This window comes from Amycolatopsis sp. lyj-23 (genome assembly GCF_046549135.1).
In the GTDB taxonomy this organism is placed as follows: domain Bacteria; phylum Actinomycetota; class Actinomycetes; order Mycobacteriales; family Pseudonocardiaceae; genus Amycolatopsis.
This window is the reverse complement of the sequence record NZ_JAJPWN010000009.1, coordinates 121,629-147,974: the sequence shown is the minus strand read 5'-3', so window position 1 is coordinate 147,974 and position 26,346 is coordinate 121,629. Positions and strand designations below refer to the sequence as shown.

At 72.0% G+C, this 26,346-nt stretch carries 18 protein-coding genes, 2 tRNA genes and 1 pseudogene; 8 read left to right on the top strand and 13 right to left on the bottom strand.

The features are described 5' to 3' along the window. Window positions 1-17: 17 nt before the first annotated feature. Window positions 18-1,091: a hypothetical protein gene (locus tag ACLJPY_RS23320; RefSeq protein WP_410591448.1), complete on the bottom strand. Its 1,074-nt coding sequence runs from the start codon at window positions 1,089-1,091 to the stop codon at window positions 18-20. Continuing rightward, on the bottom strand, window positions 1,088-2,554 hold the full coding sequence (locus ACLJPY_RS23315; RefSeq protein WP_410591447.1) for an NAD(P)/FAD-dependent oxidoreductase: 1,467 nt from the start codon (window positions 2,552-2,554) through the stop codon (window positions 1,088-1,090). Before ACLJPY_RS23315 ends, ACLJPY_RS23320 begins: the two co-directional genes overlap by 4 nt. 143 nt (window positions 2,555-2,697) lie before the next feature. On the opposite strand from ACLJPY_RS23315, the gene ACLJPY_RS23310 reads away from it, so the two are divergent. The 5 genes from ACLJPY_RS23310 to ACLJPY_RS23290 all read left to right on the top strand — a co-directional run bounded on the left by ACLJPY_RS23310 (window position 2,698) and on the right by ACLJPY_RS23290 (window position 6,173). Further along, the gene (locus ACLJPY_RS23310; RefSeq protein ID WP_410591446.1) at window positions 2,698-3,072 is read left to right on the top strand and encodes a DUF6292 family protein; all 375 of its coding nucleotides are present in this window, start codon (window positions 2,698-2,700) and stop codon (window positions 3,070-3,072) included. Window positions 3,073-3,214: 142 nt separating this feature from the next. Beyond that, window positions 3,215-3,502 (top strand): hypothetical protein, encoded by a 288-nt coding sequence (locus ACLJPY_RS23305; RefSeq protein WP_410591445.1) that lies wholly within the window; start codon window positions 3,215-3,217, stop codon window positions 3,500-3,502. Then, window positions 3,499-4,926, top strand: a complete 1,428-nt coding sequence (locus tag ACLJPY_RS23300) for a hypothetical protein (protein ID WP_410591443.1) — start codon at window positions 3,499-3,501, stop codon at window positions 4,924-4,926. Before ACLJPY_RS23305 ends, ACLJPY_RS23300 begins: the two co-directional genes overlap by 4 nt. An 11-nt stretch (window positions 4,927-4,937) precedes the next feature. After that, on the top strand, window positions 4,938-5,534 hold the full coding sequence (locus ACLJPY_RS23295; RefSeq protein ID WP_410591442.1) for a hypothetical protein: 597 nt from the start codon (window positions 4,938-4,940) through the stop codon (window positions 5,532-5,534). A 120-nt stretch (window positions 5,535-5,654) separates the two neighbouring features. Beyond that, window positions 5,655-6,173 (top strand): IS5 family transposase, encoded by a 519-nt coding sequence (locus ACLJPY_RS23290; RefSeq protein ID WP_410591440.1) that lies wholly within the window; start codon window positions 5,655-5,657, stop codon window positions 6,171-6,173. Between the two features lie 28 nt (window positions 6,174-6,201). Here the strand turns inward: ACLJPY_RS23290 and ACLJPY_RS23285 are convergent, their stop codons facing one another. After that, the gene (locus ACLJPY_RS23285) at window positions 6,202-10,413 is read right to left on the bottom strand and encodes an FtsK/SpoIIIE domain-containing protein (protein ID WP_410591438.1); all 4,212 of its coding nucleotides are present in this window, start codon (window positions 10,411-10,413) and stop codon (window positions 6,202-6,204) included. Between the two features lie 71 nt (window positions 10,414-10,484). On the opposite strand from ACLJPY_RS23285, the gene ACLJPY_RS23280 reads away from it, so the two are divergent. Continuing rightward, window positions 10,485-11,957, top strand: coding sequence for a protein kinase domain-containing protein (locus tag ACLJPY_RS23280; protein WP_410591437.1), 1,473 nt, complete (start codon window positions 10,485-10,487; stop codon window positions 11,955-11,957). A 57-nt stretch (window positions 11,958-12,014) separates the two neighbouring features. Here ACLJPY_RS23280 and ACLJPY_RS23275 read toward each other — a convergent pair whose 3' ends face one another. From ACLJPY_RS23275 to ACLJPY_RS23240, 8 genes are all read right to left on the bottom strand, one after another. After that, complete coding sequence (locus tag ACLJPY_RS23275) at window positions 12,015-14,159, bottom strand: DUF4129 domain-containing transglutaminase family protein (protein WP_410591435.1); 2,145 nt, start codon at window positions 14,157-14,159, stop codon at window positions 12,015-12,017. Beyond that, window positions 14,156-15,310, bottom strand: coding sequence for a DUF58 domain-containing protein (locus ACLJPY_RS23270; RefSeq protein WP_410591434.1), 1,155 nt, complete (start codon window positions 15,308-15,310; stop codon window positions 14,156-14,158). The genes ACLJPY_RS23275 and ACLJPY_RS23270 overlap by 4 nt, the downstream gene beginning before the upstream one ends. Window positions 15,311-15,313: 3 nt before the next feature. Beyond that, a complete protein-coding gene (locus tag ACLJPY_RS23265) occupies window positions 15,314-16,279 on the bottom strand; it encodes an AAA family ATPase (protein WP_410591432.1) in 966 nt (321 codons plus the stop codon). 28 nt (window positions 16,280-16,307) lie between these two features. Then, window positions 16,308-18,935, bottom strand: coding sequence for a fibronectin type III domain-containing protein (locus ACLJPY_RS23260; protein ID WP_410591430.1), 2,628 nt, complete (start codon window positions 18,933-18,935; stop codon window positions 16,308-16,310). Window positions 18,936-19,192: 257 nt separating this feature from the next. Further along, window positions 19,193-20,185 (bottom strand): LuxR C-terminal-related transcriptional regulator, encoded by a 993-nt coding sequence (locus tag ACLJPY_RS23255; RefSeq protein WP_410591428.1) that lies wholly within the window; start codon window positions 20,183-20,185, stop codon window positions 19,193-19,195. Between the two features lie 297 nt (window positions 20,186-20,482). Next, window positions 20,483-20,555: transfer RNA gene (locus ACLJPY_RS23250), tRNA-Glu, on the bottom strand. Between the two features lie 101 nt (window positions 20,556-20,656). Continuing rightward, window positions 20,657-20,728 (bottom strand) — tRNA-Gln (locus tag ACLJPY_RS23245). 49 nt (window positions 20,729-20,777) lie between these two features. Then, window positions 20,778-21,512: an HAD family hydrolase gene (locus tag ACLJPY_RS23240; RefSeq protein ID WP_410591847.1), complete on the bottom strand. Its 735-nt coding sequence runs from the start codon at window positions 21,510-21,512 to the stop codon at window positions 20,778-20,780. Window positions 21,513-22,022: 510 nt separating this feature from the next. On the opposite strand from ACLJPY_RS23240, the gene ACLJPY_RS23235 reads away from it, so the two are divergent. Further along, entirely contained in the window at window positions 22,023-23,264 is a 1,242-nt protein-coding gene (locus ACLJPY_RS23235; protein WP_410591426.1) for an FAD-dependent oxidoreductase, read from the top strand. A 258-nt stretch (window positions 23,265-23,522) separates the two neighbouring features. After that, window positions 23,523-23,715 (top strand): annotated as a pseudogene (locus ACLJPY_RS23230) (IS5/IS1182 family transposase); the annotation flags it as partial. 59 nt (window positions 23,716-23,774) lie between these two features. On the opposite strand, the gene ACLJPY_RS23225 reads toward ACLJPY_RS23230, so the two are convergent. Next, entirely contained in the window at window positions 23,775-24,545 is a 771-nt protein-coding gene (locus tag ACLJPY_RS23225) for a fumarylacetoacetate hydrolase family protein (RefSeq protein ID WP_410591424.1), read from the bottom strand. A 32-nt stretch (window positions 24,546-24,577) separates the two neighbouring features. Then, entirely contained in the window at window positions 24,578-26,182 is a 1,605-nt protein-coding gene (cimA, locus tag ACLJPY_RS23220) for a citramalate synthase (RefSeq protein WP_410591422.1), read from the bottom strand. Window positions 26,183-26,346 lie beyond the last annotated feature (164 nt).

Genomic DNA, 26,346 nt, shown 5'->3' with positions numbered 1-26,346 from the left:
CTTCCCCGAGCGGGGCGTCAGCCCGGGACGGGGGCGCGGTCGCGCCGGTACAGCGCCAGCAACAGCAGTCCGGCCACGGCGAAGCAGGCGAGCGCGTACGGCCCGCTGCCGATCGGGGTGCCCTCCGCGGTGACACCGTCCTTCGCGGCCAGGTAGGACGGCAGGGCGCCGAGCCAGAACACCGCCATCGCACCCAGGTAGCCGGCCGGGTAGATCCGCGTGAAGGCCGGCAGCGGCTCCCCCGGCTCGCCCGATCGCAGGTGCGCCACGACGATCCAGGCGCCGCCCAGCCAGAGCAGGCCGAGTTCGACGCCGAGGATCCACGCCCGCGCGGTGCTGTCGTCGCCCGCGAGACCCGACGGGATCCCGGCGATCGCCATGGCCGGCGGGGTCAGGACGCCGGCCAGGAGAATGCGCAGGGGCAGCCGTCGCCGCGGCGGACCACCCGTCAGCAGCACGACGAGGTAGGTCATGGCGGCCATCGAAACCGAAGCGAACAGCAGCATGCTGTTCAGCGGCACCGACGCCAGCAACGGCCGGTTCACGAGCGTGTTGCCCGGGTTCCACGCCCACCACGCCAGCTGCGGGCCGAGGTGGTCGAAGACTTCGTAGAACACCTGGCAGGCGAAGGCCACCGCGACCGAACCCCGCAGCGCGCTCCGCCGGAAGAGCCCGAGCGAGCGGACGACCTCGTAGGCGAGCTGGCTGATCACCGGGTAGAACGCCACGATGTAGAGCGGCAACCGGTCGGCCATGAACTGCACGGTGAACCGGTTGTGGGCGAAGACGAAGCCGTAGAGCCGGTCGAGGCCGAACCACTCCGGGAAGTACAGCGGCGGCTCGGTGACGAAGAGGTAGACCAGCGAAGCCCACCACAGCGCCAGGTTCACCGGATCACCCGCGCGGCGGCGGCGCAGCGCGTGCACCAGAGCGAACACCGCGCCGCCGACGATCAGCACCTCCAGCAGCGGCATCGTCCAGTGGGCGAGCGCCCACGGCGGCCGGACCGAAACCACCGGCGAGACGTCGTGGCAGTCGAACCCCAGCCCGCGGGTGACGGCTTCGGCGTCCGGCCCGCACGCGGCGGTCATCGCGCGTTCGCCGCGTGCGGGCCGGGTGCCGAGTAGTCCGTGGCCGGCGGTTCGGCCCGCGGGTCGAAGCCGGACGGCACGCGGTGCCGGCCCAGCGCCGCGCGGACGCGGTAGCGCACCAAGCCCGCGAGCACGCGCGGGTTGCGCAACATCTGCCCCAGCGACTCGTCCAGGTTGAACACCTTGGCGAAGTGCTCGTCCACCACGGCGTCTTCCCGGGCCGCGCCGACGACGAGGCTGAACGCCGGCGCCGACACGGCCGCGACGAGGCGCCGCCGCCACTCCGGCAGCCGCTCGGTGCCGACCGCGCACGCGTAGCCCTGGTCACGGGCCATCGCCAGCCGCCACGGCACCCGCAGCAGACGGCGTTGCGCGGCGAAGAACCGTGCGGAGAACTCCGCGTCCAGCCGTCCGGCGCGGGCCAGGTGCTCGCGCAGCAGCAAGGCCGAAGCCGACGCGGAGCTGATCCCCTGGGCGTAGAAGGGGTTGAACGCGCAGATCGAGTCGCCGACGAAGACCAGCCGCCGCGGCGGGGTGCGCAGGCGGTCGTAGCGCCGCCACTTGTTGCCCGTGGAGCGGGTGAGGTGCACCGGTGAGGCAGGCGCGCAGCGGGCCATGGCTTCGGCGAACAACGGCGTCCGCACCCGGCGGGCCGTCTCCACGAAAGCGGCGGTGGTGCTGGGCATCTCCAGCCCCCACGAGCCCATGCAGGCGATGACGCGGTTGCCTTCGATCGGGAAGAAGTTGACCAGGAACTCGTGCTCGGCGGGGTGCTCGCCCTTGTCCGGCGTCGGCATGATCACCAGGTGCCGCCACCACCAGGAGGCGGGGCGTTCGGCGGGCAGGTCGTACCAGCGCGAGGTGTAGGTGACCTTGGCGTCGAGCGTCCGCACCGGCGGTTCGGGCCAGCCGGCCGCCGCCAGCCAGCCGGCGACCGGGGAACCGCGCCCCAGCGCGTCGACGACGAAGTCGGCGTCGACGTGCTCCTCGCCGCCGGCCGCGGAGAAGTCCACGCCGGTGATCTCCCCGGCCGCCGCCGTCAGGCCGCGCACCGCCACGCCTTCCCGGACGACGACTTCCGTCAGCTCGCGCACCTTGTCCCGCAGCACGCGCTCGATGAGGATCCGCGAGCCGTAGACCATCGTCATCGCGCTGCGCTTGCGAGCCGACCAGCCCGGCCCGTCGAGGTAGGCGGCGTCCATGGACGGCATCAGCAGCAGCCCGCCCGCCGCGATCAGTTCGTCCTCGAAGCCGGGGAACAGCGCGCCGATCGCGCGCCGGCCGGAGTTGAGCAGGAAGTGCGGGTGCTTGCTCTGCGGCACGCCCCGGCGGTGTTCCGCGCCGTCGGGCAGCTCGTCGCGTTCCAGCACCAGCACGCGGTCGAAGTGCGGGGCGAGCGCACCGGCCGCGCACAGACCGGCGACGCTCCCACCGAGGACGACGGCGGTCTGGCCGAGCCGCATGCGGATCAACTCCCGTCATTCATACAAAGAGACATCGAATGTATGAATGACAAGGTGCAGGTGTCAAGTCCCCCGGCCGGTCCACTGTGGACGTTTCCCGCCACGCGCGCCCGGGTACCACCGCTGCGACAGGAGGGCGGGCCATGACCGACGACGAGCCGTCCACGGCCGCGTACACGCAGGCGGTGGCCGCGGAGCTGGGTCTGCAGCCGGAGGACACGCGGGCGCACACCGGCGACTTCGCGGGCGGCCAGATCCGCTTCGCCGGCCAGGCGGGAGACCGCGAGCCGAGCGACTACCTGCTGCGCTGGACCCCCGGCGAAGGCTGGGAGCTGGCCACCGAGACCGGCGACCCGGCCCTGCAGGTCGTCGCCGCCCTGCCGGGCAAGCCGTCCCCGGAGGCGGTGGCCGACTTCGTGTTGAGCGCGTTGTCCGAGCGCGGCGAACGCCCGGTCCGGCGGTCGGACGAGCCGGGTCCGGAAACGCTTCCGCAGGACCGGAACCCGGCGCTCGGCTGACCCCGCCGGTTGCCGTCGGCGTCCGCCGGGCGGGCTGCGGCTGACCGGATCGGGCGTAACAAACCGCCGGGGACCGACGACCTGAGGACGTGATCCCGGCAGCTCGCAAAACGCGTACCGATCGGCGAAGGTGGTTCCGCGGATGAACGGATTCACCGTCGACCCGGCTGTCCTGCGGCAACTCGTCACCACGCTGCGGAGCATCGACGAACAACTCGGGCGGCTCGCGGTCGCCGAGCCGCTGAGCCGGGAGGAAACCGGGCACGCCCGGCTCGCGGACTCGGTCTCCGGGTTCGTGGGCCGGTGGGACGATGCGAGGCACCTGCTGGGGCAACGGATCAAGGACTGCACGGACCACCTGGACAGCGCCATCGCGGCGTACTGCGGCACCGAGGACGACGTCGTCCGGTCCTTCGGGGGGCACCGGTGAGCTATCCCGTGCTGGGCCGGGACCCGTCCCCCGGCGATCCCGACCGCGTCGACCGCACCGCCGAAGTGTTCCGTTCGGTCTCGCGTGACGCCAAGGACGCACGGAGTCGTCTCCAGGCGATCAGCGACTCCGGCATCGACACGGCCTGGACCGGAGACGCCGCGAAAGCGTTCGAACGATCGCTGCGCGAACTGTGCGGCGACCTCGACCGCCTGACGAACTCCTACGGGGAGGCGGGTGACGCCCTCGCCACCTACGCCGCGGAGCTCAGGCGGTGCAAGGCCGACGCGCGACAGGCGGAAACCCAGGCGGAAGCGGCGCAGCACGACCAGGAGGACTTCGATCGACGGCACCGGGAGGCGACGGAACGCTCGTCCGCCTACGCGGCACAGTCCCGCTCGGCGCAGGTCCGGGTCGGCTCCTCCCGGGTGCAGCAGACGGTGAGCACCGCGGCCGGTGACATCGCCGGCGCGACCACCGCGCAGAACCGGATCACCCAGGACCTCCGCATCAGCCACGAAGCGGACGCGGCCCGGTCCCAAGCGGACGGCGACGCACGTTACGCGGCCACGCAGGCAGATTCGGCCCGGCAGCGGCTGCTCGCCGCCCGGCGCCTGGCCGACCAGGTGGCCGAACTCCAGCACCACGCCGGCGACGCCGCGGCGGCGAAGATCGACGAGGCGGGCAAGGTCGCCGGCAAGTACCACCGCGGCACCTTCGAAGCCGCCTTGCAGGGCTTCACGGACATCGTTTCATCACCGGAGTTCGACGCGTTCCTGACCGGTCTGTCCCAGGTCGGTTCGCTGCTCACCACCGTGGCGCCGTTCGTGGCTTGCATCGCCCCGGAGGCGGCTGGCGTGCTGTACGCGGCGGGCGTCACCCTCACCGCAGCCGCCCTGCTCGGCCGGATCGCTCAGGCGGCTGTGGACCACAGCAAGGTGGGCGGAGTCTTCGAAGCCGGCTTGGACCTCGGCCTGGCGCTGATCGGCGGTGGCGGCAGCTACGCAAAGACCGCCAAGGAGCTTCCCGGCCTCGTGAAGCGGCTGGTCAGTCCGGCCGATCACGGGAGCCACGTGGTGCTCAACAGCGCGAAGCTCTCCGGGCCGCTCCGGAGTCTGACTCGGGGGTTCCACACCGCGGATGTGCCGCTGCGCATCCAGAACATCGCCCACGGCACGAACTTCACCGCGACCGTGAGAACGGTCGCCGCGCGCACTTATTTCACCGGACAGGTCCTGTCGAGTTCGGTCGAATTGGTCGCCAAGCCCATCGAATTGGTCTCCGAGGGCCGGCAGGTGGTCGCCGACCTGACCGGCCACGGCCAGTCCGAGCCCGACAAGCTCGGTGAAGCCGCGAAGAACGCCGACCGCGTCGCGGAAAGCTGGGATTTCCTGGCGGAGAAACTCGTGCGAGCGAAGAAGTGAGGACACCCCGGATGCCGCTCCGAACCCCCGCTCGTCAGATCAGCGTACGGCTGCCCGAGAACTGGCTGGAAATCGATCCCCGAGCCGAAGACCTCACCGCCGAACTCACCCGGACCGCTCGCGAACACCACGGCGACGGCGTCGACGACGACCTCCTCGCCCGGCTGGCCGGCCCGCTCGCACTCGAACTGCGCCGGCTCACCGCGAGCACCGACCTGATCCTGGCCGCGTTCTTCGCCGAGATCGTCGACACCGGCTCGCCCCAGCCGCTGCTGATCACCGCCAACCTCGCCATCGCCCTTTCGCCTCCCGTCGGTGACCTGAACCAGCTCCGGCGCCGGATCGAACAGGATGCGCGTGCCGCGGACGTCGAGATCACCACCCGGGAACTCCCCGCCGGGCTCGCGGTCTCCACCGCCGGGCACCTCGACGTCGAGCACGCCGGCTGGTCGGACACCGTGCGGGCGTTCACGCGCCGGTTCTACCTCCCGGTGCCCGGCCTCGGCCGCGTCGCCGCGCTGACCTTCGTCACCCCCAATCTGGACCTCGTCGACGAGTTCGACGAGGTGTTCGCCGCGATCGCGGGCACGCTCTCCTTCAGCGACTAGGGGCTGTCCTGTAAGTGGTTGAGCTGGACCTCTGGTGACTATGCGCGGTGGTTGATCGCGGTGAGTTGACGGACAAGGCATGGGCGGTGATCGAGCCGCTGCTGCCGCCGCAGCAAGGCGGTGGGCGGCGGTGGCGGGATCACCGCCGAGTCATCAACGCGATTCCGTGCCGCGGTCGACGGGCGTGGCCTGCCGATACGTTTCCTGCTCACCCCGGGCCAGGCGGGCGACAATCCGCAGCTGCTGCCGCTGCTGGACGGCATCAGCGTCGCCTGCCCCGGGCCGGGACGACCCCGGTGCCGGCCGGAGACGGTGATCGCGGGCAAGGCGTATTCGCATCCCTCGACCCGGGAGGCGATGCGGGATCGGCGGATCAGGTTTATCAGCCCAGAGCGCGAGGACCAGATCGCCCGCCGCGCGGCCAAATGCTCCCGCGGCGGGCGGCCACCGGCCTTCGATGCCGAGGTCTACAAGCAGCGCAACGTGGTCGAACGCTGCTTCAACCGGCTCAAACAGTTCCGCGACCTGGCCACTCGCTACGCCAAGCGTGCCGCCTACTACCAGGCCGAACTCACCATCGCCGCCATCGTGCTCTGGCTTCGATGGCTTACAGGGCAGCTCCTAGGAACTGTCCTGTAAGTCATCGAAGCCAGAGCAGTCCGTCGACTCATCTGGCAACCGCCGGGAACGACGGCCGGGACGGCAACGCAGGATCAGCAGCCTGGCCCAGCACTGCCTCGCCGTGCGACACGAAAAATCCCCGGCCCGGCGGGAAGTCGAACGTCGGGCGGGGGAAGTCGACGCCGAGCACTTCGCCGCGCTCCGGCCGCAGGACCATTCCGGCTTCGGCCTTGGCGAGCACCTTCACCAGTCCCTGGCCGAACGCCAGCTTGTCCGCGCGGCAGGCGCCCACGAGCACCGGGCTGCCGGGCTTGCCGAACTCGACCAGCCGCGGGTCCGGCAGCGCCAGGCCGTCCGCGTCGTCGACGAACAGCACCTCCACCCCGCGTCCCAGGACGTCGGCGAGGTCGCCGGGGCCCACGACGTCCACACCGCCGGCTGCCAGAGCGGAGTGCACCGCGTCTCTCCGCGGGGCCACCACGGCGACCCGGTGACCGCGGCCGGCCGCGGAGAGAGCTGCCGAGCACAAGGCCGTGCTGCGTCCCGACCGGCGGGGACCCGCGATCGTGACGACCCGCTCGGTGCCGAGGTCGACCCAGTGCGGGGCCAGCCGGTCGCCGCCGACGCCGAGCAGGACGGCCAATCCCGGCTGCGGGTTGTCGCCGGTGGCCACCGCGTCGGAAGTCGAAATCCTCGGCGGGAGCCGGTCGATCCGCAGCCGCTCGGACGGCGCGCTCCAGCGGCGTGCGGCGCTGTCGACCGCCGCGGCCCAAGCGGCTTGCTGGGCCGGCCCGGCCGGGTCGGGCGCCAGCAACGGCAACTGCACGAGTGTGGAGTCCACCTGGCACATCGCCCGCCCGGCCGGGAGCGCGGTGACGTCCGCACGAGGAGGGAAGCCCAGGAGCGCCAGACGGTCGTTGTCGGACTGGCGGAGGCTCAGCCGGTACTCGAACAGCCGCGCGAACGTCGTGCGGATCCCGGAACCCGTCGTCGTCACGCAGAAGGTCACGCCGGCCGCCGGTCCGCTCTCGAGCACCCGGCGGAGCAGGTCGGCGTGCTGCTCGCGTTCCAGGACCGGGTCGACGCCGTCAATCAGCACGACCAGGTGCGGCGGGGCATCCGGGGCCACTTCACGCAGCTCGTTCAGGTTGGCCACACCGGACTCGGCGAACAGTTCCCGGCGCGCCTCGAGCTCGGCCTCGAGCCGGACCAGCAACCGCTCCACCCGCCAGACCTCGCCGGCGTTCGTCACCACCCCCGCGTGGGGCGCCCTGTCGAGGTCGTCGAGCCCGTGACCGGAGTCGATGACGTGCAGCTGGACCGCATCCGGCCCCGCGCTCCGCAGGCAGCCGGCCGCGATCGCTCGCAGTGCACTGCTCCGGCCGGACTGCGGCGCGCCGACGAGCAGCACGTTGCCGGTGCCCAGGCGGGGCGCGTACCCGTGCTGCCGTTGTTCGTGCGGAACGTCCCGCAAGCCCAGCTGCAGCGAGGCATCCGCCGCCGGCAGCTCGTCGAGGGTGATCGCCGTGGGCAGGGGCGGCAGCCACGCCCGGTGCGGGGGCCGGAGCTCGTCCGCGGCCGCCGCTGCGGCGACCGCGTCGATCACGTCGTCGAGTTCGGTGCGCACCTGCTCGCCGGACGGAGCCGCCGGGGCGTCCGGGAGGTCCAGGTCCTCATCCCGCAGGGGAACCGCCCGCAACCCGACCACCTGGACGGCGCCGCTCGGCGCGCCGGACCAAGCGGTCTGCACCGTGCGCAGGGTGTCCGCCTGGCGCAGCACGGCCCGCCCCTTCTGCCGTTGCCCGATCTCACCGGCCAAGGGGCTGTCGAGCAGCATGTCACTGCCGGACCGGCTGACCTTCAGCGCGACGCGCAACGCCGAGTTGTCCTTGATGTTCTTCTTCACGTCCGCCTCGGTCTGCGTCGCGAGCAGCAGGTGCACGCCCAGTGCCCGTCCCACCCGGGCCAGGCCGACGAGGTCGTCCACCGCGCTCGGCAGCAGATCGTTGAGCTGGGCGAACTCGTCGACCGCCACGACGAGGCGGGACACCTTGGGCAGGTCCGCACTCCCCCGCCGGGTCTCGTAGTCGGCGAGCCCGTTCGCACCGGCCCGCTTGAACAACCGTTGACGGCGTTCCAGCTCGGCGCGCAACGACGACAGGAACCGCACGGGTGAGCCGTCGAGGTTGGTGACGGTGCCGAGGGCGTGCGGGAGCCGGTCGAGGTCCTTGAACGTCGCCCCGCCCTTGAAGTCGACGAACAGGAAGTTCAAGTCCTCGGGGGTGTTCGCCAGCGCGAGGGACGCCAGCAGGGTGACCAGGAATTCACTCTTCCCGGCCCCCGGCATGCCGACGATGACGCCGTTGGGGCCGTCCTTGGCGATGTCGACGAGCACCGGGCCGGCAACGTCCACTCCGACTGGGACCGACGTGCAGGCAGGCAGGAGCCGCCAAGCCGCCTGCACCGCCGCGGCGTCCACCGGCGGGACGAGTTCCGTCAGCCGCACCAGTTCCGGCAGTTCCGCCGCTCCGGCTGCCCCGACGACACGCAACGGCGCCAGCGTGCGTGCTGCTCGCTCGACGGCTTCGGCGGTGACCCGGTCGGGGGTGACGCCGACCGGGTCACCGCGATCGAGGCCGAGGCGATCACCGTCCGGGGACAGCTCCAGGACCGCGGTGCACACGTCGGGCAGTGCCGCCGCGGACTCGTCGGTGCAGACGAACCTGATCCCGGCGACGCGACCGCGCTGCAGCAGGTCCGCCACGTCCGGGCGGGCACAGAGCTCGCGCGCGCCCGACAGCACGACGAGGGTGTCGGCCGCGATCTCCCCCCGGTGCGGAGCTTCGAGCCGCGCCTGCGTCTGCTCGGTGAGCGCGGCCACGGCTGCCGCGACGGCGTTCTCCGTCCACGCCGCGAGAACTCCGCCGCTCGTGGCCCGCGCGTGCGGCAGCCACCGCACCCACAGCGGCGCGTCCCGGTGCGGGGCGAGCACCACGATCTTCAGCTCGTCCGGCCCGTGCAGGACGGCGGCTTGGAGGAGCACCCAGTCCAGCACGGCACGGGCGCCGGTGCCGGCGATGCCCAGCGCGCCCGCCGAGGCGAGGTCGACCCCGACCGGCGCGGCTTCAAGCCGCGGTGCGGCCCAGCCGTCGGCGGGAGCCGGGCCACGCAGCTGCACGCTCGCGGCACGCGACCGGCAGCCGAGCCGCAGGCGCAGCCAGTCGTCGTCGTCCCGGCGTCGCTGCCACAGGCCGGGTGCCGCGGCCTCCGCCCAGCTCGTCACGGTGGGCGGAGCCGGCCATTCGCGGCGCAGGTAGGCGTCCTCGTCGTCGACGGCGGCGTGGATGGCGATCTTCGCTTCGGTGAGCCGTCGTTCGTATTCCGCGGCGCTCCCTTCCCGCGCCTGACGCGCGGTGCGCCGGCTGCTCCACCACATGCCCGCCGTCATCAGCGGCGACAGGAGCGCGAACAGCAAGTAGAGGTACTGCCCGGTGAACAGCACCATCGCGGCGCTGAGCACGAGCGGTCCCGCGATCATGATCGCGATCGGGGTCCGGGCGGGAGTGTGCTGCTGGGGAAGCGGCGGAAGGGTCACTTCGGCTTCCGGCCGCCGCGGCCGGGTCCGGGGGGCCCGGTTGACGAGGGTCCCGCCACGCCCGTCGTCGTTCGCCGCGGGCCGCGCCGGCGGACCCTCGATCGCCAGCCGTGTGCCGCCCACCTGCAGGAGCTCACCCGGCGGCACCACCTGGGTCTCCTTCGCGTGCAGCACTTTCGCCTCGGCGAACCGGGCGTCGCGGCTGACCGACGTGCCGTTGCTGGAGCCGTGGTCGATCACTTCGACCCGTTCGCCGTCCCAGCGGAGGCTGCAGTGCACGCGAGAGACGTCGGGGTCGGTCAGGGACAGCTGAGCCGTGGAGCTCCGGCCGACGACGACGGTATCTCCGCGGGCCAGTTCCCGGGAAGCGCCCGCGTCCCGTCCGGAAACGACGCGCAGCAGGGGCCCCGAGCTGCGTCGCTGCCGTTCCCGCGAGGCCGTCGCGGCGCCGGCTTCGACGACCACGCCGTCCCGCAACGCGGATTCGCCGACGGGTTCGGAGCCGGTGACCGGCCGTCCGCCGACGTGGAAGACGCCCGCGAATCCGGTGGCGGCGCGAAGAACTCCGGCGACCTCGTCGATCGTGTTCTCCGGTACGCATTCGATACCGAAATCGCGTAACACGGAGTCCCGGGGATCGCGGACCGACAATCGAATACGCACGCTTTCTCCCACGGGTTTCGTAGTTGTCACAGAACTATCGCTGCCGGGGCCGCCATTGCTACGCTCCGGACGTGCATTTCGCGACGCGCGGCGAAGAAGTCCCCGAAATTCCCGGATTCTCGCGGCTGACCCCCTTGGCGAGCGGTGGCTTCGCCACCGTTTACCGCGCCGTGCAGGAAAACTTCGACCGGCCGGTCGCCGTCAAGGTCTTCCACGCTTCGGCGCTGGATCGCCGCGCCCGCGAATCGTTCCTCGACGAATGCCGGGCCATCGGCAGGCTGCCCAGCAGCCTGGACGTGATCACCATGTACGACAGCGGGCTGACGCCCGGCCGGGAAAGCCACCCGTACCTGGTGATGGAACTCTGCCGGGAGTCGCTGGCCACGCGGATCGCCGCGAACGGCCCGCTGCCGGCCGGCGAAGTGGCCCGGATCGGCCGTCGGATCGCGACCACGTTGAACGCGGTGCACGAAAGCAGGCTGCTCCACGGCGACATCACCCCGCCGAACATCCTCTTCCGCGGGGCCGACGACCCGGTCCTCACCGACTTCGGCTTGTCGCTGCTGGCCGACGCGGAAGGGGCGAGAGCGGAGTGCGCCACCTGGCAGCACGCCGCACCCGAGGTCTACCACGGCTCCTCGACGCTGCGATCCGACATCTACGGTCTGGGTTCGACCCTCTACACGGCGCTCACCGGGCAGCCACCGGTCCCGCGGCGGCCGGGCGAACCGCTCGGGGCCTACCGGTTGCGTGCGGTCGGCACGCCCGCGCCGAGGCTGGCCGACCACGTGGCCGGCCCCGGGTTCGCCGCGGTCCTGGCGAAAGCCCTGGCCGAAGACCCGGCCGAACGGCACTCGAGCGCCAACGAACTCGCGATGGAACTGGCCGCACTGACACCGGCCCGCTCGCCGGGCCCGGCCGCGGGCGCGGCGGGCTGGACGTCACCTCCGCTTCCCGCGTCGGTGTCCCAGCCGGCGACCGGCTTGCGACCCGAGTGGCGGCCGCACCCCGAACCCGGCGGAGCGGGCAGTGCGCCGGAATCGGCGGCCGCGACGTCCTTGCGTCCGTCCCGCACGGCCGCCGGACCGGCGGTCCGCCGGTCCACCTCGACCCGCTGGCTCGTGGCCGGCGCGGCGGCGCTGCTGGTCGTGGTGGGTGGCGGGGTCTTCTGGTTGACGACCGGATCCACCCCGGCCGCCTCCGTCGGCGCGGGTTCGGCCGTTCCGCAACAGGGAAACACCGGGCCGAGCGCCGAAGCGCCGGCCACCGCGCCGGTGCTGGCACCGCCGGAGGACCGCGGGCAGCAGGTCCGGCTGTCCTGGACCGGCGGTCCGGGATGGGACTACGCGGTCGTGATCGCCGAAGAAGGCGCCCCCTCGCCGACGGTCAAGCTCGCCGAACGCCGGACGACCTACACCGCCGACGTGACCGCCGGCAAGAAGTACTGCTTCCAGATCCAGGCCACCTGGGACGGCGGGAACCACACCGCGGCCAGCGAGAGCCTGGGAATCCGCCAGGCGCAGTGCGTGCACCAGGGCACCTGACGCACCGCAGAACGCCGAAGGAGCGCCCGGAACTCCGGGTGCCCCTTCGGCGTTTCGTCAGGCTCGGACGGGCAACAGGCTGCGCACCGTCAGCACGGCCGTGATCCGCTGCCGGAGAGTTCCCCGGACGGCGGCGCGGACGTCGTCGGACACCGACCACGCCCGGCGAGCCAGCTCCGGCGAGGCGTCCCGGCCCGACCAGAGCGCGACGTCGAGACAGCGGGAAAGTTCGCGGAGCCCTTCGACGACCGCCACCGGGTACGCGCTTCCGGCTTCGGCCGCGAGGTCGCGTGCGGTCATGCCCGGTACGACCGCGACGCCGCGGTCGCGCAGCCGGTCGCGGGCATCGAGCCACGCGCCGACCACGGCCTGCGCCGGTGTACCTCGGCGACGGCGGTGCCGCCGCACCGCCTTGACCGCCACCGGCGTGAGCGCGGCGAGCAGCAGCAGGGCCAGCGGGGCGACGGCGAGCCACACCCACCACGGCGTGCCGTCCGCCGCCGGCTGCGGCGGCACGGACGGCGCCGGCTGCGGCCGGGTGTCCGGCTGGGGCGGCAGGTTCTTGCGGGCGTCGTCGGTCGCCTGCGCCACGCTGCTCCGCTGTGGCCCGGCGTCCGCGGCGGCGGTCCCGGTCGGGTCGAGCGGCACCCAGCCGACGCCACGCACCGCGACCTCCGGCCACGCCAGGACATCCCCGTTGTGCACCACCACCGAGCCGCCGGGACCGGCAGCCGGCGGACGGAAGCCCACCGCCACCCGGACCGGCAGACCCGCGGCACGGGCGAGGACCGCGTAGGCCGTGGCGAACTGCTCGCTCGTGCCGCGCTTGCTGGACACGAGGAAGAAACCGAGCTGCGCGTAACCGTGCCCGGTCGGGATGTCCTCCCCCGACGCCACCTTGTAGTTCTTGCGGAACCACTGTTCCAGGACGAACGCGGTCCGCAGCGACGGGCCGAGACCGCCGGTCGCTTCGCGCACGAGCGGGGCGATCTCCTTCGGCAGCGCCCCCACCGGCTCCAGGCCGGCCGCCGAAGCGTCCACATCGGAGGATCCCAGTGCCTTCGCGTCGACCGACGGCGGCCGCCAGGACAACCGGTAGGTCAAGCCGTCCGTGGCCTGCGTCGACAACAGGGTCCCGGTGACGGGGTCCACCAGCGGGGTGGTGCCTTCGACGTGGTCGGTGCGGTTCACCGTCGGCAACCACGCACCCGGTGCCGAAGCGAGCGTCAGGGTCGCGTCCGCGAGGGGGCCCGCGGGCGCCGCGCCCGCGGCGGCGGGCAAGGAACTGCCCAGCGGCCGGAACCGTGCGCTGCTCGTCCAGTTCACCCCGTCGAACCGGTCGAGCACCGAGACGGTCCAGCGGTCGACCGGCGCGGAGACGTGGCCGTGGAAGACCTCCGCTCCCGGCGTCGCCAGGCGTGAGCCGATCTCGTCGAGCGGGTTGGCCAGCACCGACGTGACCGTCGGCGACCGGTGGTGCGCGGGCAGCGAATAGGCGGGCCTGCTCAGCGGCGTCCAAGCGGTGAACGCCAGGCAGCCGGCCACGACGGCCGCGACCGTCACCGCCGCCGGTACCGCGTACCCCACCACGGAACCACGCGACAGCCCGGGCCGCCGACGTCCGGAGGAAGCCGTATCCCGGCCCTCCGCGGCTTTCGCCGCCGCGAGGACCACGACCGCGGCCACGGTGTAGGCGGCACCGAAGATGAGCGCGTTCCGGCCGTCGGCCACGGAAAACGCCTGGGACAACCCCACCAGCACGACGCTCGGCGTCAACGCCGCCAACGGACTGCGCTCCCGGCGCAGGCACTCCACCCCGAGCACGCCCGCCAGCAGGACCAGCACCGGCACGAACAGCAGGAGCGGTGGCTCCGGCCGCGCGGGCCAGGTGCTTTCGAGGGTGCGGAGCCAGCCGTGCAGGAGCCCGTCTCCCAGCGCCCGGACCGTCGCGGCCGTCGGCAGGGCTCCGTCCAGGGTGGGCCGCAGCACGGTGCCGGCGAGGGCCACCAGACCGAACAGCAGGGCCAGCGGCGGCCGCAGGAACCCCGCTGCGCGAACGCAAGCGACGTCGGCAGCCACGACCGCCACGCACACGGCGGCCACGGGCAGGACCAGTGCGGACCACGAGAACACCGGCTGGAACAGCAGTCCGCCGATTCCGGCCGCGACGACGACCGCGGTGCACGCCGCCAACCGGTTCACGCGGCCACCGCCCGGTTCCAGGCCGCCGCGGCCACGACGGCGTCGCGTTCCTTGATGACCGTCACGCCGGGCAGCGCGGGGGCCGGCCCGGCCGGCCCGAAGTCGAACAGGGTCACCTCGCGTGCCCGTCGGCGAAGCGCACCCACGAGGGCGGTGTCGAACCCGCCACCGAGCAGGACCAGGCTGGTTCCGCTGTCGCACCGGGAAACCAGCAGTTCGCGGTCCAGCTCCCCGCTTCCTTGCTCCACCGCGCACAGGGCGTCCTGGAGGACCCGGCTGCCGGTCAGCCCGCCGTGCGGGTGCAGGTCCAGGCCGGTCACCGTGAGCAGCCGGGTCTGCGTGCCCGCCGATGCGGAGGCGTGGGTGAGCGACGCCGCGATCTCCACGGCCGCCTCGAACCCGTCCTCGTCGAGCGCGTCCGCGCGGTCGTCGAGCAGCACGGTGAACCGGGGCTGCGCCGGGTCGACGTACTCGCGCACCATCATCCGGCCGGTCTTGGCCGTGGCCCGCCAGTGGACGTGCCGGAGTTCGTCGCCGATGACGTACTCGCGCACCGAGCGCAGGTCGGTCGACCCGGCCATGGGCCTCGGGGCGATGATGCCTTCGTGGTGGTGGCGCGGATGGGCACCCGGGCTGACACCCACGCGGTGACGCCGGGGGTGCACGAGGAGCGTCGAAGTGCCGCCGCCGCGGGCGTCCGCGGCCACGAGACCGAGCAGGTCGGTGCGGCGGACGGTCAGCGGGCCCACGGTGAGCAGGCCGCGCCGCCCGGTCGGGAGCCGGTAGGCACGTTCCGCCGACGCCCCGGGCGCCAGCGGCTGCACCGCCAGCCGGGCTTCCTCGGTCGGCGGGTCGATGGCGGTGAAACCGCCGGTGCGCCGCCTCGAGCGGTTCGTCAGCGTGAGCGTGGCCACGGCGGCATCGCCCCGTTCGACCCGGTCGGGTACCAGCTCCCGGTGCACGTCGACGCTCACCCGGCGGAGACAGCTCAGCACGGCCACGACGACCACGGCGACCGCCGCGCCCGCGATCAGCCGCAGGAGCGGGAAACCCAGCCCGAGGCCGGCGGCCAGGCACAGCGCGGCCGCGACCAGCAGCCCGGTGCCCCGGCGAGTCAGGCGAAGGCCGCGGGCAGCAGCAGTGGACGGCACCGGTCAGCCCCGGACCGTCGCGGAGCCGCCGGGCGCGGGAACCGCCCGCAGCACTTCGCCCAGCACGTCGGCGGCTTTGCGCCCGTTGAGCTCCGCTTCCGGGGTGAGCACGAGCCGGTGCTCCAGCACCGCGGGGGCGACCGCTTTCACGTCGTCGGGTGTCGTGTAGCCGCGGCCGTCGGTGGCCGCCCAGGCCCGGGCCGCCCGGACCAGGGCGACACTGCCCCGCGGGCTCGCGCCGAACCGGACCATCGGGTGCTGCCGGGTCGCCTCCGCCAGGCTCACCGCGTACGAGCAGACCGCGGGGTGCGCCTGGATCTGCCGCACCGAGGCGATCACCCCGGCCAGCGCCTCCTGGCTCAGCACCGCCCCCAGCTGGGCGGGCGAAGCACCGGCCATGTCACCGAGCACGACCTGGACCTCCGCGTCGTGGGCGGGGTAGCCGACGGTGAGGCGCACGAGGAACCGGTCGAGCTGGGCCTCCGGCAGCCGGTAGGTGCCTTCGAGTTCGATCGGGTTCTGCGTCGCCAGCACGAGGAACGGCCGCGGCACCGGGTAGCGCTGCCCGTCGACGGTGACGGCCGACTCGGCCATCACCTCCAGCAGGGCCGACTGCGTCTTCGGCGTCCCGCGGTTGATCTCGTCGGCCAGCACGATGTTCGCGAAGATGGCTCCCGGGTGGAACTCGAGCCGCTCGCTGCTCTGGTGGTAGATCGACGCGCCGGTGATGTCGCCGGGCAGCAGGTCCGGGGTGAACTGGATCCGGTTCAGCGTGCCTTCGACGCTGGCCGCCAGGCAGCGGGCCAGCGTGGTCTTGCCGAGGCCGGGCACGTCTTCCAGCAGCACGTGCCCCTCGGCGAACACGGCGACGACCGCCATCCGCACGACATCGGGCTTGCCCTGCACGACACGCTGCACGTTGGCGGAGATCAGGCTGTAGGCGTCGCCCGGGCTCAGCTGGGGGTTCATCTGTTTCTCCTCGTTGGCGGGAACCGGGTCACCAGGTCAGGTGGTTGGACTCGACGGAACCGACGACGGCCCAGACCTGCTTGCCCCGGTAGCCGAAGAAGCAGACGGAGCTGTCGAACGCACCGGAACCGTTCGTCCGCGCCGAGTACGTGTAGTAGGTCCCGTCCACAGTCGACACGCAGGACACGGAGTAACTCGTGTTGGCGGCGAAGTTGCGGGCCGAGACGGTGACGTAGGCACAGCTCGGGTCGGTGCACGCCGAGCCGGAGTAGCGGCCGCCCTTGGCCACCGAAACCGACGGCGGCGGGGGCGGCGGGTCGTTGGTGCGCGCCGACCCGTGGGAACCGGTGGGCCCACGGCCGAAGCCGTTTTCGCCGGTGACGTAGATGTCGTAGGTCGTCGCGTAGCTCAGCCCGCCGACGGTGATCGAATTGCCGCTCGCGCAGCCGCCCGTCCAGCGTTCGGCGCCGTTCAGCACCACGTGGCAGGTCACCGCGCCGCTGCTGTAGTCGGCAACGCCGACGGTGAGGGTGATCTGCCGGTCACCGCTGCTCGCCGCTCCGGTCACGTCGACCTTCGGCGCCCGCCCCGGCGTGGCCGACGCGGTCGCCGGCGCACCGTCGACCGTGGCGCCGGTCGTGCCGCGCTGGCGGGTCGTCGCCCGCACCGTGAAGGTGTACTTCGTGCCGTTCGACAACCCGGTGAAGGTGGCCTTCGGCGCGGTGACCGTCTGGGGGCTCAGCCCGTCCGCCTCCACCCGGTACCCGGCCAGGTCGCCGCCGTTGAGCTCGGGCGCGGTCCAGGTCAGGCTCACCGTGGAGTCGTCGGCAGCGGCGTTCAGGCTCCCGACCGCAGCCGCCGGCGAATAGGGCGACACCACGCCGCTCGACGGCGAGTCCGCGCTCGACAACCCCAGCTCGTTGGCGGCGGTCACGGTGAACGTGTAGGCGGTGCCGAGCGTCAGTGCGCCGGCCGCGGTGGTCAGGGAGGCGTCCGCCGACGTGCCCGCCGCGGTCGCGCTGCCGTCGGCACCGTGCGCAGTCACGGTGTAGTTCCTGATCTGGTGGCCCTGCCCGTCGGCCGGGGCCCAGGTGAGCTTGACCGTTCCGTCGTCGGCCGCGGTCGCCGCCGGCACCCCCGGCGCTCCGGGCACCTCCGAACTGGGCGTGACCGGCTGCGAGTCCGCGCCGGGGCCGGGACCGACCGAGTTCACGGCCGTGACGGTGAAGACGTAGGTCGCGCCGTTGCGCAGGCCGGGTACCTCGGTCCGCAGCTGGTTGCCGCCGACGCCGAGCGCACCGTCGGTGCCCCCGCCCGCGGTCGAGCGCCAGCCGACCCGGTATTCGGTGACGGCGGCGCCGTTCGCGTCCGCCTCGTTCCACGACAGCTTCACCGTGGCGTTGCCGGGCTGCGCGTCCACGGCACCCGGGGCTCCCGGTGCCTTCGGGGGCACCTTCGCGGGGTCTTTCGCTCCCTTGCCGGAGGGCGGCGGGGTCTTGCCGGGCGGGACGACGGAGGGGGTCACCGGCGGCTGCGGCGTCTTCGGGGTGTCCGGGGACGGCACGTCCGCCTTGCCGATGCCGACCGTCGTCACCGAGCCGTCGTGGTCGACGACGACGGTGTGGGCGCCGTCCTGCGCATCGACGTACACCCGCCCGTCCTGCCCGCGCGTCATCCGCGCTTGGCCGGCCCCTTCCGGCAAGGACGTCGTCGCCTTCTGCCTGCCCTCGGGGGTGAACGTCAGCACCCGCTTCCCGGCGCGGTCGAGCACCGCCACGGCATCGGTGGAGGTGACGGGCGCGGCGAAATCACCGGCGCCCAGCCCGACGGTGATCGGCGGTGACGCGGGGTGCTCCCCACCGAGACCGTCGAGGGCGGCCAGGATCAGCCGGTTGCCCCGGGGATCGACCAGCGGGAGCTTGCGGGCGACCGCGACGGTGGCCGTGCGCGCGTCCCCGAGGTCGCGGACCCCGAGGTTCGCCGCGGTCCCGGCACCGCTTTCCCCGAACGGGGTGACCGTTCCGGCGGCCGGGTCGACGAACACGGCCTGGTCACCGGTGGCCACGACGTCGCCCTGCCGGCCCGCGGTGTTCACCGGGCAAAGGACATCGCCGGCGTCGCGCTTGACCCGGCACAAGGCGCCGTTGTCGACGCGCTGGAACCAGATCGTGCCGTCGGCCAGCGGCGCCGGTTCACCGACGGTGCCCCCGGCCCGCAGGGTGACCGGCGGCAGCTGCGCGAACCGCACCACGGTGCCGGCCTGCTTGTAGACGTAGTACGGCCCGCCGGGCACCTCGAGGCTCACCGGGACGTCCCCGCCGCCGGAAGCGGCGAACGTGGCGGCCACCGCGAGATCGGACTTGCCGAACACGATCGCCTTGCCGCCGCCGACCGCGCTCAGCTGCCGGTCGCCCTGGCCCAGCGCGACAGCACCGGTGAGCTCGACCTTCCCGGTGCGGGCGTCGACCTGCTTCGTGCCGCCGTTGACGTGGAATGCGGCTTGCTCGGCCGGGTTGTAGACCCAATGGCCTTCCTGCTGGAAGTTCAGGTCCGGGCGGGCGTCGCTGCCGGCCGCGATCACCACGAAGGTCGTCGCCGCGAGGAAAACCCCCGCCCAAACCGCGACCGCCGCACGCGTTCGCCTCTGCCCTGGCACCCGGCCTCCAGAATCGCTGGGAAACGGCGGCCACGATCGGTCCATCGCCGCGGCCACGAACCTCTAAAGCGGCCGGCGAACCGATTCCGTTACAGCGAAAGCCGGTTTTCCGTCCGGAAAACAAGCAACCCGGCGGCTCAGGAAAATGGTGACCGTCGCCGCATCGCGGAAACAACCGCGACCGTTACACCGCCGTCCGGCGAGATCTTCTGCGTGGCGCGGGAGCTGCCGGCTTCCTTTACCCGGCAACCAGTTCGTCACCGCGCCAGGTGTTTACGGACGTCTTCGGCCACCGCTGCGCGGCCGTTCATCCGGTACTTCGCCAAGATGCTCCGGACGTGCGTCTTGACCGTGTGCAGGCTGACCCCCAGCTCGCGCGCGATCTCGTCGTTCGGCATGTTGCTCGCGAGCAGGACCACCACGCCCTGCTCGGCCGCCGTGAGGGAGATGAAGCGTTCCTCCGGGCCGTTGTCGATGTCGAGGGTCAGTTCCACCAGGTCCGACTGGAGCTGCTGGCAGTCGGTGACGATGCGGTGCAGGGCTTCGCGCATCGAGTCCCGCTCCGGCGTCGCCAGTGCGTCCTGGGCCCGCTGCCGGACGCCGGCCACGCGCGAGGACAGCAGCTCGACGATGTGGTCGGCGGTGACCACCGGCGGCGCGTCGCCGACACCGGCCGGCAGGCGGCGGAGGGCGTCGACGTCCTCGGCCTCCTTCGTCAGGACCCGGGCGACCAGGTCGGCCAGCCATTCGAAGGCCCGCACCGAGTTGTCGTCGAACGTGTCCGGGCGGTAGCTCTGCATGGACATCATGCCGAACACCGTGGGCTCGCCGTCGCGGCCGCGGCGGAACAGCGGGGTGGTGACCGCGTCGGCGGAGGCCCGGCTGGTGTCCCCCGACGCGACGCCGGCGTTGAGCGCGGCGCCGTTGTCGTACTGCATCCGGTAGGTCTGGCGGTGCTTCAGGAGCCACGCGGCTTGCCCGTGCGGCCCGTAGATGTGGGATTCCGGATCGGTGTACACGCCGCTGTCGTAGCCGTAGGGGTAGCGGACGCGGTTGGCGCCGTGGAAGAAGCCGATGTAGAAGTGGTCCAGGGCCACGATCTTGCTCATGACGGCGCGGGCGTAGTCGTACAGGCCGTAGTGGTCGTTGCGGTAGTGGGCGTCGATCTTGTGGAACGCCTCCCGCAGGACCAGCGTCGTCTCCGCGTTCACCCGAAGCCGGCCGCCCCGCCCCGGCTCGCCAGAAGGCACCTTTCCCTCCTCCGCAGCTCCCGCTTCAGCCGGTTCTGACGGACAGCCGCTCCGCGGGATGAGGCCGCCGTCGGATCCCGTCACTCCGAGAGCGATGGAGGCCCGTCCGCGCCACTGCCACGGTGGACCCTGCCGACGAGAGACGGAGGGGTCCCATGGAGACGCACTGACGTCGCAGAGGCGTGGCAAAGGCCCGCGTTCCGGCCGTGTCCTCAGAGGACAGAACCCAGGGGGCGCGCGCTGGTGGCCCGAGACGGAACAAGCCTCGTTGACCGAGGTCAACGAGGCTTGTGCGAGTACCCCCGATGGGATTCGAACCCACGCTACCGGCGTGAGAGGCCGGCGTCCTAGGCCGCTAGACGACGGGGGCTTAGGATCTTCCCTGGTTTCCCAGGGGCTTTTCTGTTTTTCTTGCTGGAGAGAACCTACCAGAAGCGATTTCCCGCCCTGCAGGGGGGTCACTCTCCGCAGCTGGGGTACCAGGACTCGAACCTAGACTAACTGGACCAGAACCAGTCGTGCTGCCAATTACACCATACCCCAGTGAGGTACTGCTCCGGCTGGCCGGTTCAGCACCGCACGAGGAGAAATACTAGAGCACGCCGTTCCGGACCGTGAAGGCGGGGGTCCCACTGCTGCGCTGGGCCGGGACGCCGATCGTCGCGTACTCCGAAACCAGCAGCTCAGGCAGCTCCGCCAGGCCCGCCACCGTGTGGACGCCTTCGGGGGCGCGCTCGCCGATGCCGTCGCGGTCGAGCCAGACCGCGCCCAGGCCCGCGTCGCGGGCGCCGATCGCGTCCGTGTCCAGTTTGTCGCCGACGTGGACCGCCTGGGCCGGGGCGCAGCCCAGGCCCAGGCACACCGTGTGGAACATCACCGGGTCGGGCTTGGCCACACCGAGCTCGCCCGCGATGGCGACGTGGTCGAAGAACGGGGCCAGGCCGAGGTCGGCGATCTTCTTCCGCTGGTGGACACCCGAGGCGTTCGTCACCGCGGCCAGCAGCAGGCCTGCGGCGCGCAGCCACTCCAGGCAGTCGAGGACGTCGTCGAACAGCTGCCAGGAGTGGTCGAGCAGTTCCCGGCGGCGACGCTCGAAGGAGCGCACCTGCTCGGCGTCGGCGAGGATGCCGATTTCGGCGAGGAAGCAGCCGGTGCGGCGCTGGTGCATCGTCGCGTAGTCGAGTTCGCCGGCGACGACGAGGGCGACGTGCTCTTCGGTGATCAGGTCCCACAGCGGCCAGAGGTCGCCCCGGCCGGTGAGGATGTGGAGGCTGCGGCGGATCGCGGCGGTGCAGTCGATGAGCGTGTCGTCGATGTCCAGGCACACCAGCCGCAGCTCGGGCGGCGCCCAGGGCTCGGACGCCGCCGCGGCGGGCGGGGCGGTTCGCGAAGGGGTCCGGGGTGCCGCGGCGAAATCCACCCAGTGAGGCTAGGGCAACCGCCGCGTTCGCGACGCTGCCAAAGAGGTGATTGCGGCTCGCCTGTTCCGGCGCACCGGGTCTACTCCCAGTTGGCGGACCGTCCCCGTTCGGTTATCCGCACGCACGCTCACGACGGCCGGTCCCGGTCGCGCGACCGGCGGTTCTCGGCGAAAACCCTTGTCCGGTCAGGGATTCGACTCCGTCCACAAGGGCGCCTCCGCATTCCGCCGCGAGCGCGGCGCCGAACTCCGGTCAGGTTCGACCAACTGTCGCGTTTGGACGGTTTCCGGTCACCACGGCGCCGGTCCGCGGCCATCGCCCGATCAGCGTATCTCCGGCCACACCCCTTGACGCCGACGCCGGACGGGTGCATCCTCGTCTTATTCAACAAGTGATGAATAAGGGAGATGGTCGAGATGACCGAGCGCACGACCTGCGTCGTCATCGGGGGCGGCCCGGCCGGGATGGTCACCGGACTGCTGCTGGCCCGGGCCGGCGTCGAGGTGACGGTGCTGGAGAAGCACGCCGACTTCCTGCGCGACTTCCGCGGGGACACGGTGCACCCGTCGACGCTGACGCTGCTCGACGAACTGGGCCTCGGCGAGAAGTTCCACGCCCTGCCGCACAGCGAGCTCAGTTCGGCCGGGTTCCCGCAGGAAAACGGCGAAATCATGAAGCTCGCCGACTTCAGCCGGCTCGACGTGGCGCACCCCTACATCGCGATGGTGCCGCAGTGGGACTTCCTCGACCTGCTCGCCGAAAGCGCGCGCGAGGAACCGACGTTCGTCCAGCGCATGGAGACCGAGTGCACGGGCCTGGTCCGCGAGCACGGCCGGGTCGAGGGCATCACCTACCGCACCAGCGCGGGCGAGACCGGCGAAATCCGCGCCGACCTGGTGATCGCCGCCGACGGACGCTGGTCACTGGCCCGCCGGGAAGCCGGCCTGGTGCCGCGGGAGTACGACTGCCCGTTCGACGTCTGGTGGTTCCGGCTCTCGCGCGGCGACGGCGAAGCCGGGAACATGCTGCTGCCGAAGATGCGGGACCGCCGGTTCGCCGTGCCGCTCCCCCGGCCGGACTTCTACCAGGTCGCCTACCTCGCGCCGAAGGGTGCCGACCTGCGCGCCCGCGGCATCGAGGCGTTCCGGGAGAACGTCGCGCAGATCTGTCCCGAATTCGCCGGCCGGGTGCACGAGCTCGAGACGATGGCCGACGTGAAGTTCCTCGACGTGCGGCTCAACCTGCTGCGCCGCTGGCACATCGACGGGCTGCTGTGCATCGGTGACGCGGCGCACGCGATGTCGCCGATCGGCGGGGTGGGCATCAACCTGGCGGTGCAGGACGCGGTCGCGGCGGCGACGCTGCTGGCCGAGCCGCTGCGCCGGGGCCGTCCGGCGGAAGCCGACCTGGCGAAGGTGCGCGCCCGCCGGCTCGCCCCGACGCTGCTGGTGCAGGGGCTGCAGCGCCTGCTGCACCGGACGGTCGTGCGCGGGGTGATGAACGGACGGCGCAACGGCCCGCCGCAGCCGATGATCCGGGCGTTCACGCGCTTCCCGCGGCTGTCGTACGTCCCGGCCCGGCTCCTCGGCCTGGGACTGCGCCCGGAGCACGCCCCGGCGTTCGCCCGGCGGCCGATGGAGCCGGCGGCGCGGGGTTAGGGCGTGTCTGACAAACAGTCCGGTTGGTTGCTGGGGTGCTGCTGGTTGTGTCGCGGTTTCGGTTGCTGTCGGATGATCAGTGGGCGTTGATCGAGGATCTGCTGCCGGCTCGTACGAATAGGCGTGGTCGTCCGTTTCGGAGGCGCGGGCGACGGTGGAGGGGATCATCTACCGGTATCGGTGCGGGATCCCGTGGCGGGAGGTGTGCCGGCGGCGTTCGGTCCGCGGCAGATGTTCACGCACCTCATGCGGCATCTGCGCATCCCTCGAGCCGGACGTGGTCGAGCGCGGACCCGGCCCGACCGGGTCCGCGGCGACAAGGCCTACTCCTCGCGCGCGATCCGCGGATATTTGCGGCGACTGCGGCATCACCGCCGTGATCCCCGAGTCCGCTGATCAGGCCGGGCACCGCAAACGCCGCGGGTCCCGCGGCGGTCGACCACCCGCCTACCGATCAGAGGTCGTCCTGCATGCCGTGATCACCTGGACCAAGGCATTGTCAGACACGCCCTAGACGTCCTCGACGGGGTTGGTCAGCGTGCCGATGCCCTCGATCGTGATCGAGACGCGCTGGCCGCCCTCGATCGGGCCGACGCCCTCGGGCGTGCCGGTGAGGATGACGTCGCCGGGCAGGAGCGTCATGATGCCGGAGACGAACTCGACCAGCTCGGGGATCTTGTGGACGAGGTCCGAAGTACGCCCGTCCTGCTTGAGCTCGCCGTCGACCTCGGACTTCAGCGCGAGGTCGGCGGGGTCGAGCGCGGTCTCGATCCACGGGCCGATCGGGCAGAACGTGTCGAAGCCCTTGGCGCGGCCCCACTGGCCGTCGGCCTTCTGCAGGTCGCGGGCGCTGACGTCGTTGGCGATCGTGTAGCCGAGGATCGCGCTCGCGGCGCGGGCCGCCGGCACGTTCTTCACCGGCTGCCCGATGACGATGGCCAGCTCGCCTTCGAAGTCGACGCGGCCGATGCCGGACGGGCGGCGGATGGCCGCGTTGGGCCCGACGACCGTGGTCGACGGCTTGAGGAACAGCATCGGGGCGCTGGGCACCTCGTTGCCGAACTCGGCCGCGTGCTTGGCGTAGTTGCGGCCGACGGCGATCACCTTCGACGGCAGGATCGGCGCGAGCAGCCGGACGTCGGCCAGCGGCCACCGCTTGCCGGTGAAGTTCGGCTGGCCGAAGGGGTGTTCGGCGATTTCCAGGACCTGGGCGTCGTCGCCGTCGCCTTCGATCGAGGCGAACGCGACACCACCGGGATGAGCAATTCGGGCTAGGCGCACGCGGCCATTCTACGTGCGCCCCACCCACCGCTTCAGGCCACGGTCGTGCTCTTGTGCACCAGCGCGTCGCACAGCGCCAGCCAGCTGGCCTCGACGATGTTGCCGTGCACCCCGACCGTGGTCCACTCGCGTTCGCCGTCGGTGCTCTCGACCAGCACGCGCGTCACCGCGTCGGTGCCGGGGTGGCCCTGGAGGATGCGCACCTTGTAGTCGGCCAGCTCCACACTGTCCAACCAGGACAGGTGCGGGGACAGCGCCTTCCGCAGGGCGGCGTCGAGGGCGTGCACCGGCCCGATGCCCTCGGCGGTGGCGATGACGCGCTGCCCGCCGACGTGCACCTTGACCGTGGCCTCGGCCACCACCTCGCCGTCGGAGCGGTGGTCGAGCACCACCCGGTAGGACTCCAGCGCGAACGGCGATTCCGCCGGGACGTCGGCCTCCTGGCGCAGCAGCAGCTCCAGGGAGGCGTCGGCGGCCTCGAAGGACCAGCCTTCCGCCTCGAGCCGCTTGACCTTCGTGATGGCGCTCGTCAGCGCTTCGGGCCGGCCGGCAAGGTCGACCCCGAGCTCACGTCCCTTGAGCTCGAGGCTGGCCCTGCCGGCCATCTCGGTGACCAGTACCCGCATGTCGTTGCCGACGGAGGATGGATCGATGTGGTTGTACAGCAACGGATCCACCTTGATCGCGCTCGCGTGCAGTCCCGCCTTGTGGGCGAAGGCCGACGCCCCTACGTAAGCCTGGTGGGTGTAGGGGGCGATGTTCGCGATTTCGGCAAGGGCATGGGAGACCCGGGTCAGCTCGGCCGCTCCTCCGGTCGGGAGGACGTCCATGCCGAGCTTGGTCACGAGGTTTCCCGTCACGGCGAAGAGGTCGGCGTTGCCGGCCCGTTCGCCGTAACCGTTGGCGGTGCACTGGACGTGCGTCACGCCGGCCTGCACCGCGGCGACGGAGTTCGCCACGGCGCAGGAAGTGTCGTCTTGGCAGTGGATCCCGAGGCGGAACCCGGTTTTCTCCTTGATGGTGCGGACGGTCTCGGCCAGGCCGAGCGGCAGCTGGCCGCCGTTGGTGTCGCAGAGCACGAGGACGTCGGCACCCGCGTGGGCGGCGGCGTCGAGGACCCGGAGGGAGGTCTCGGGGGAATGCGCGTAGCCGTCGAAGAAGTGCTCGGCGTCGAGGAACACCCGCCGGCCTTCCTTCGTGAGGAACTCGACGGTGTCCTTCACCATCGCGCAGGCTTCGTCGACGTCGACGCGGAGAGCGCGTTCGATGTGCCGGAGGTCGGACTTCGCGACGAGCGTGATGACCGGGGCTTCGCTGTCGAGCAGGGCCCGGACCTGCGGATCGGCGTCGGCGGTGGTGCCGGCCTTCCGGGTGGCCCCGAAGGCGACGAGGGCCGCGTGGTTGAGCTTCAGCTCGCCCTTCGCGGCACGGGCGAAGAACTCCGTGTCCTTGGGGAGCGCCCCGGGCCAGCCGCCTTCGATGAACCCGACACCGAGCTCGTCCAGCAGCCGCGCGACGGCGAGCTTGTCCTGGACGGAGTAGGAGATGCCCTCCCGCTGGGCACCGTCGCGCAGGGTGGTGTCGTAGAGGTGGAAGGCGTCGCCCAGCGGCGTATCGGCGGGCTCCTGGCGGGTCACGGGCTTCTCCTAGCGTTTCAAGGCAACAAAAAAACCTCCCGCAGGGGTGCGAGAGGTTGCGCGCCGGGGGCTCTTGTGGAGCTATCGTCCGGCGCGCTCGTCGATAATGATCGCGAAGCTGGTCACAGCCGCATCATGCCACAGCGCCGCCGGACGAGTCCAGG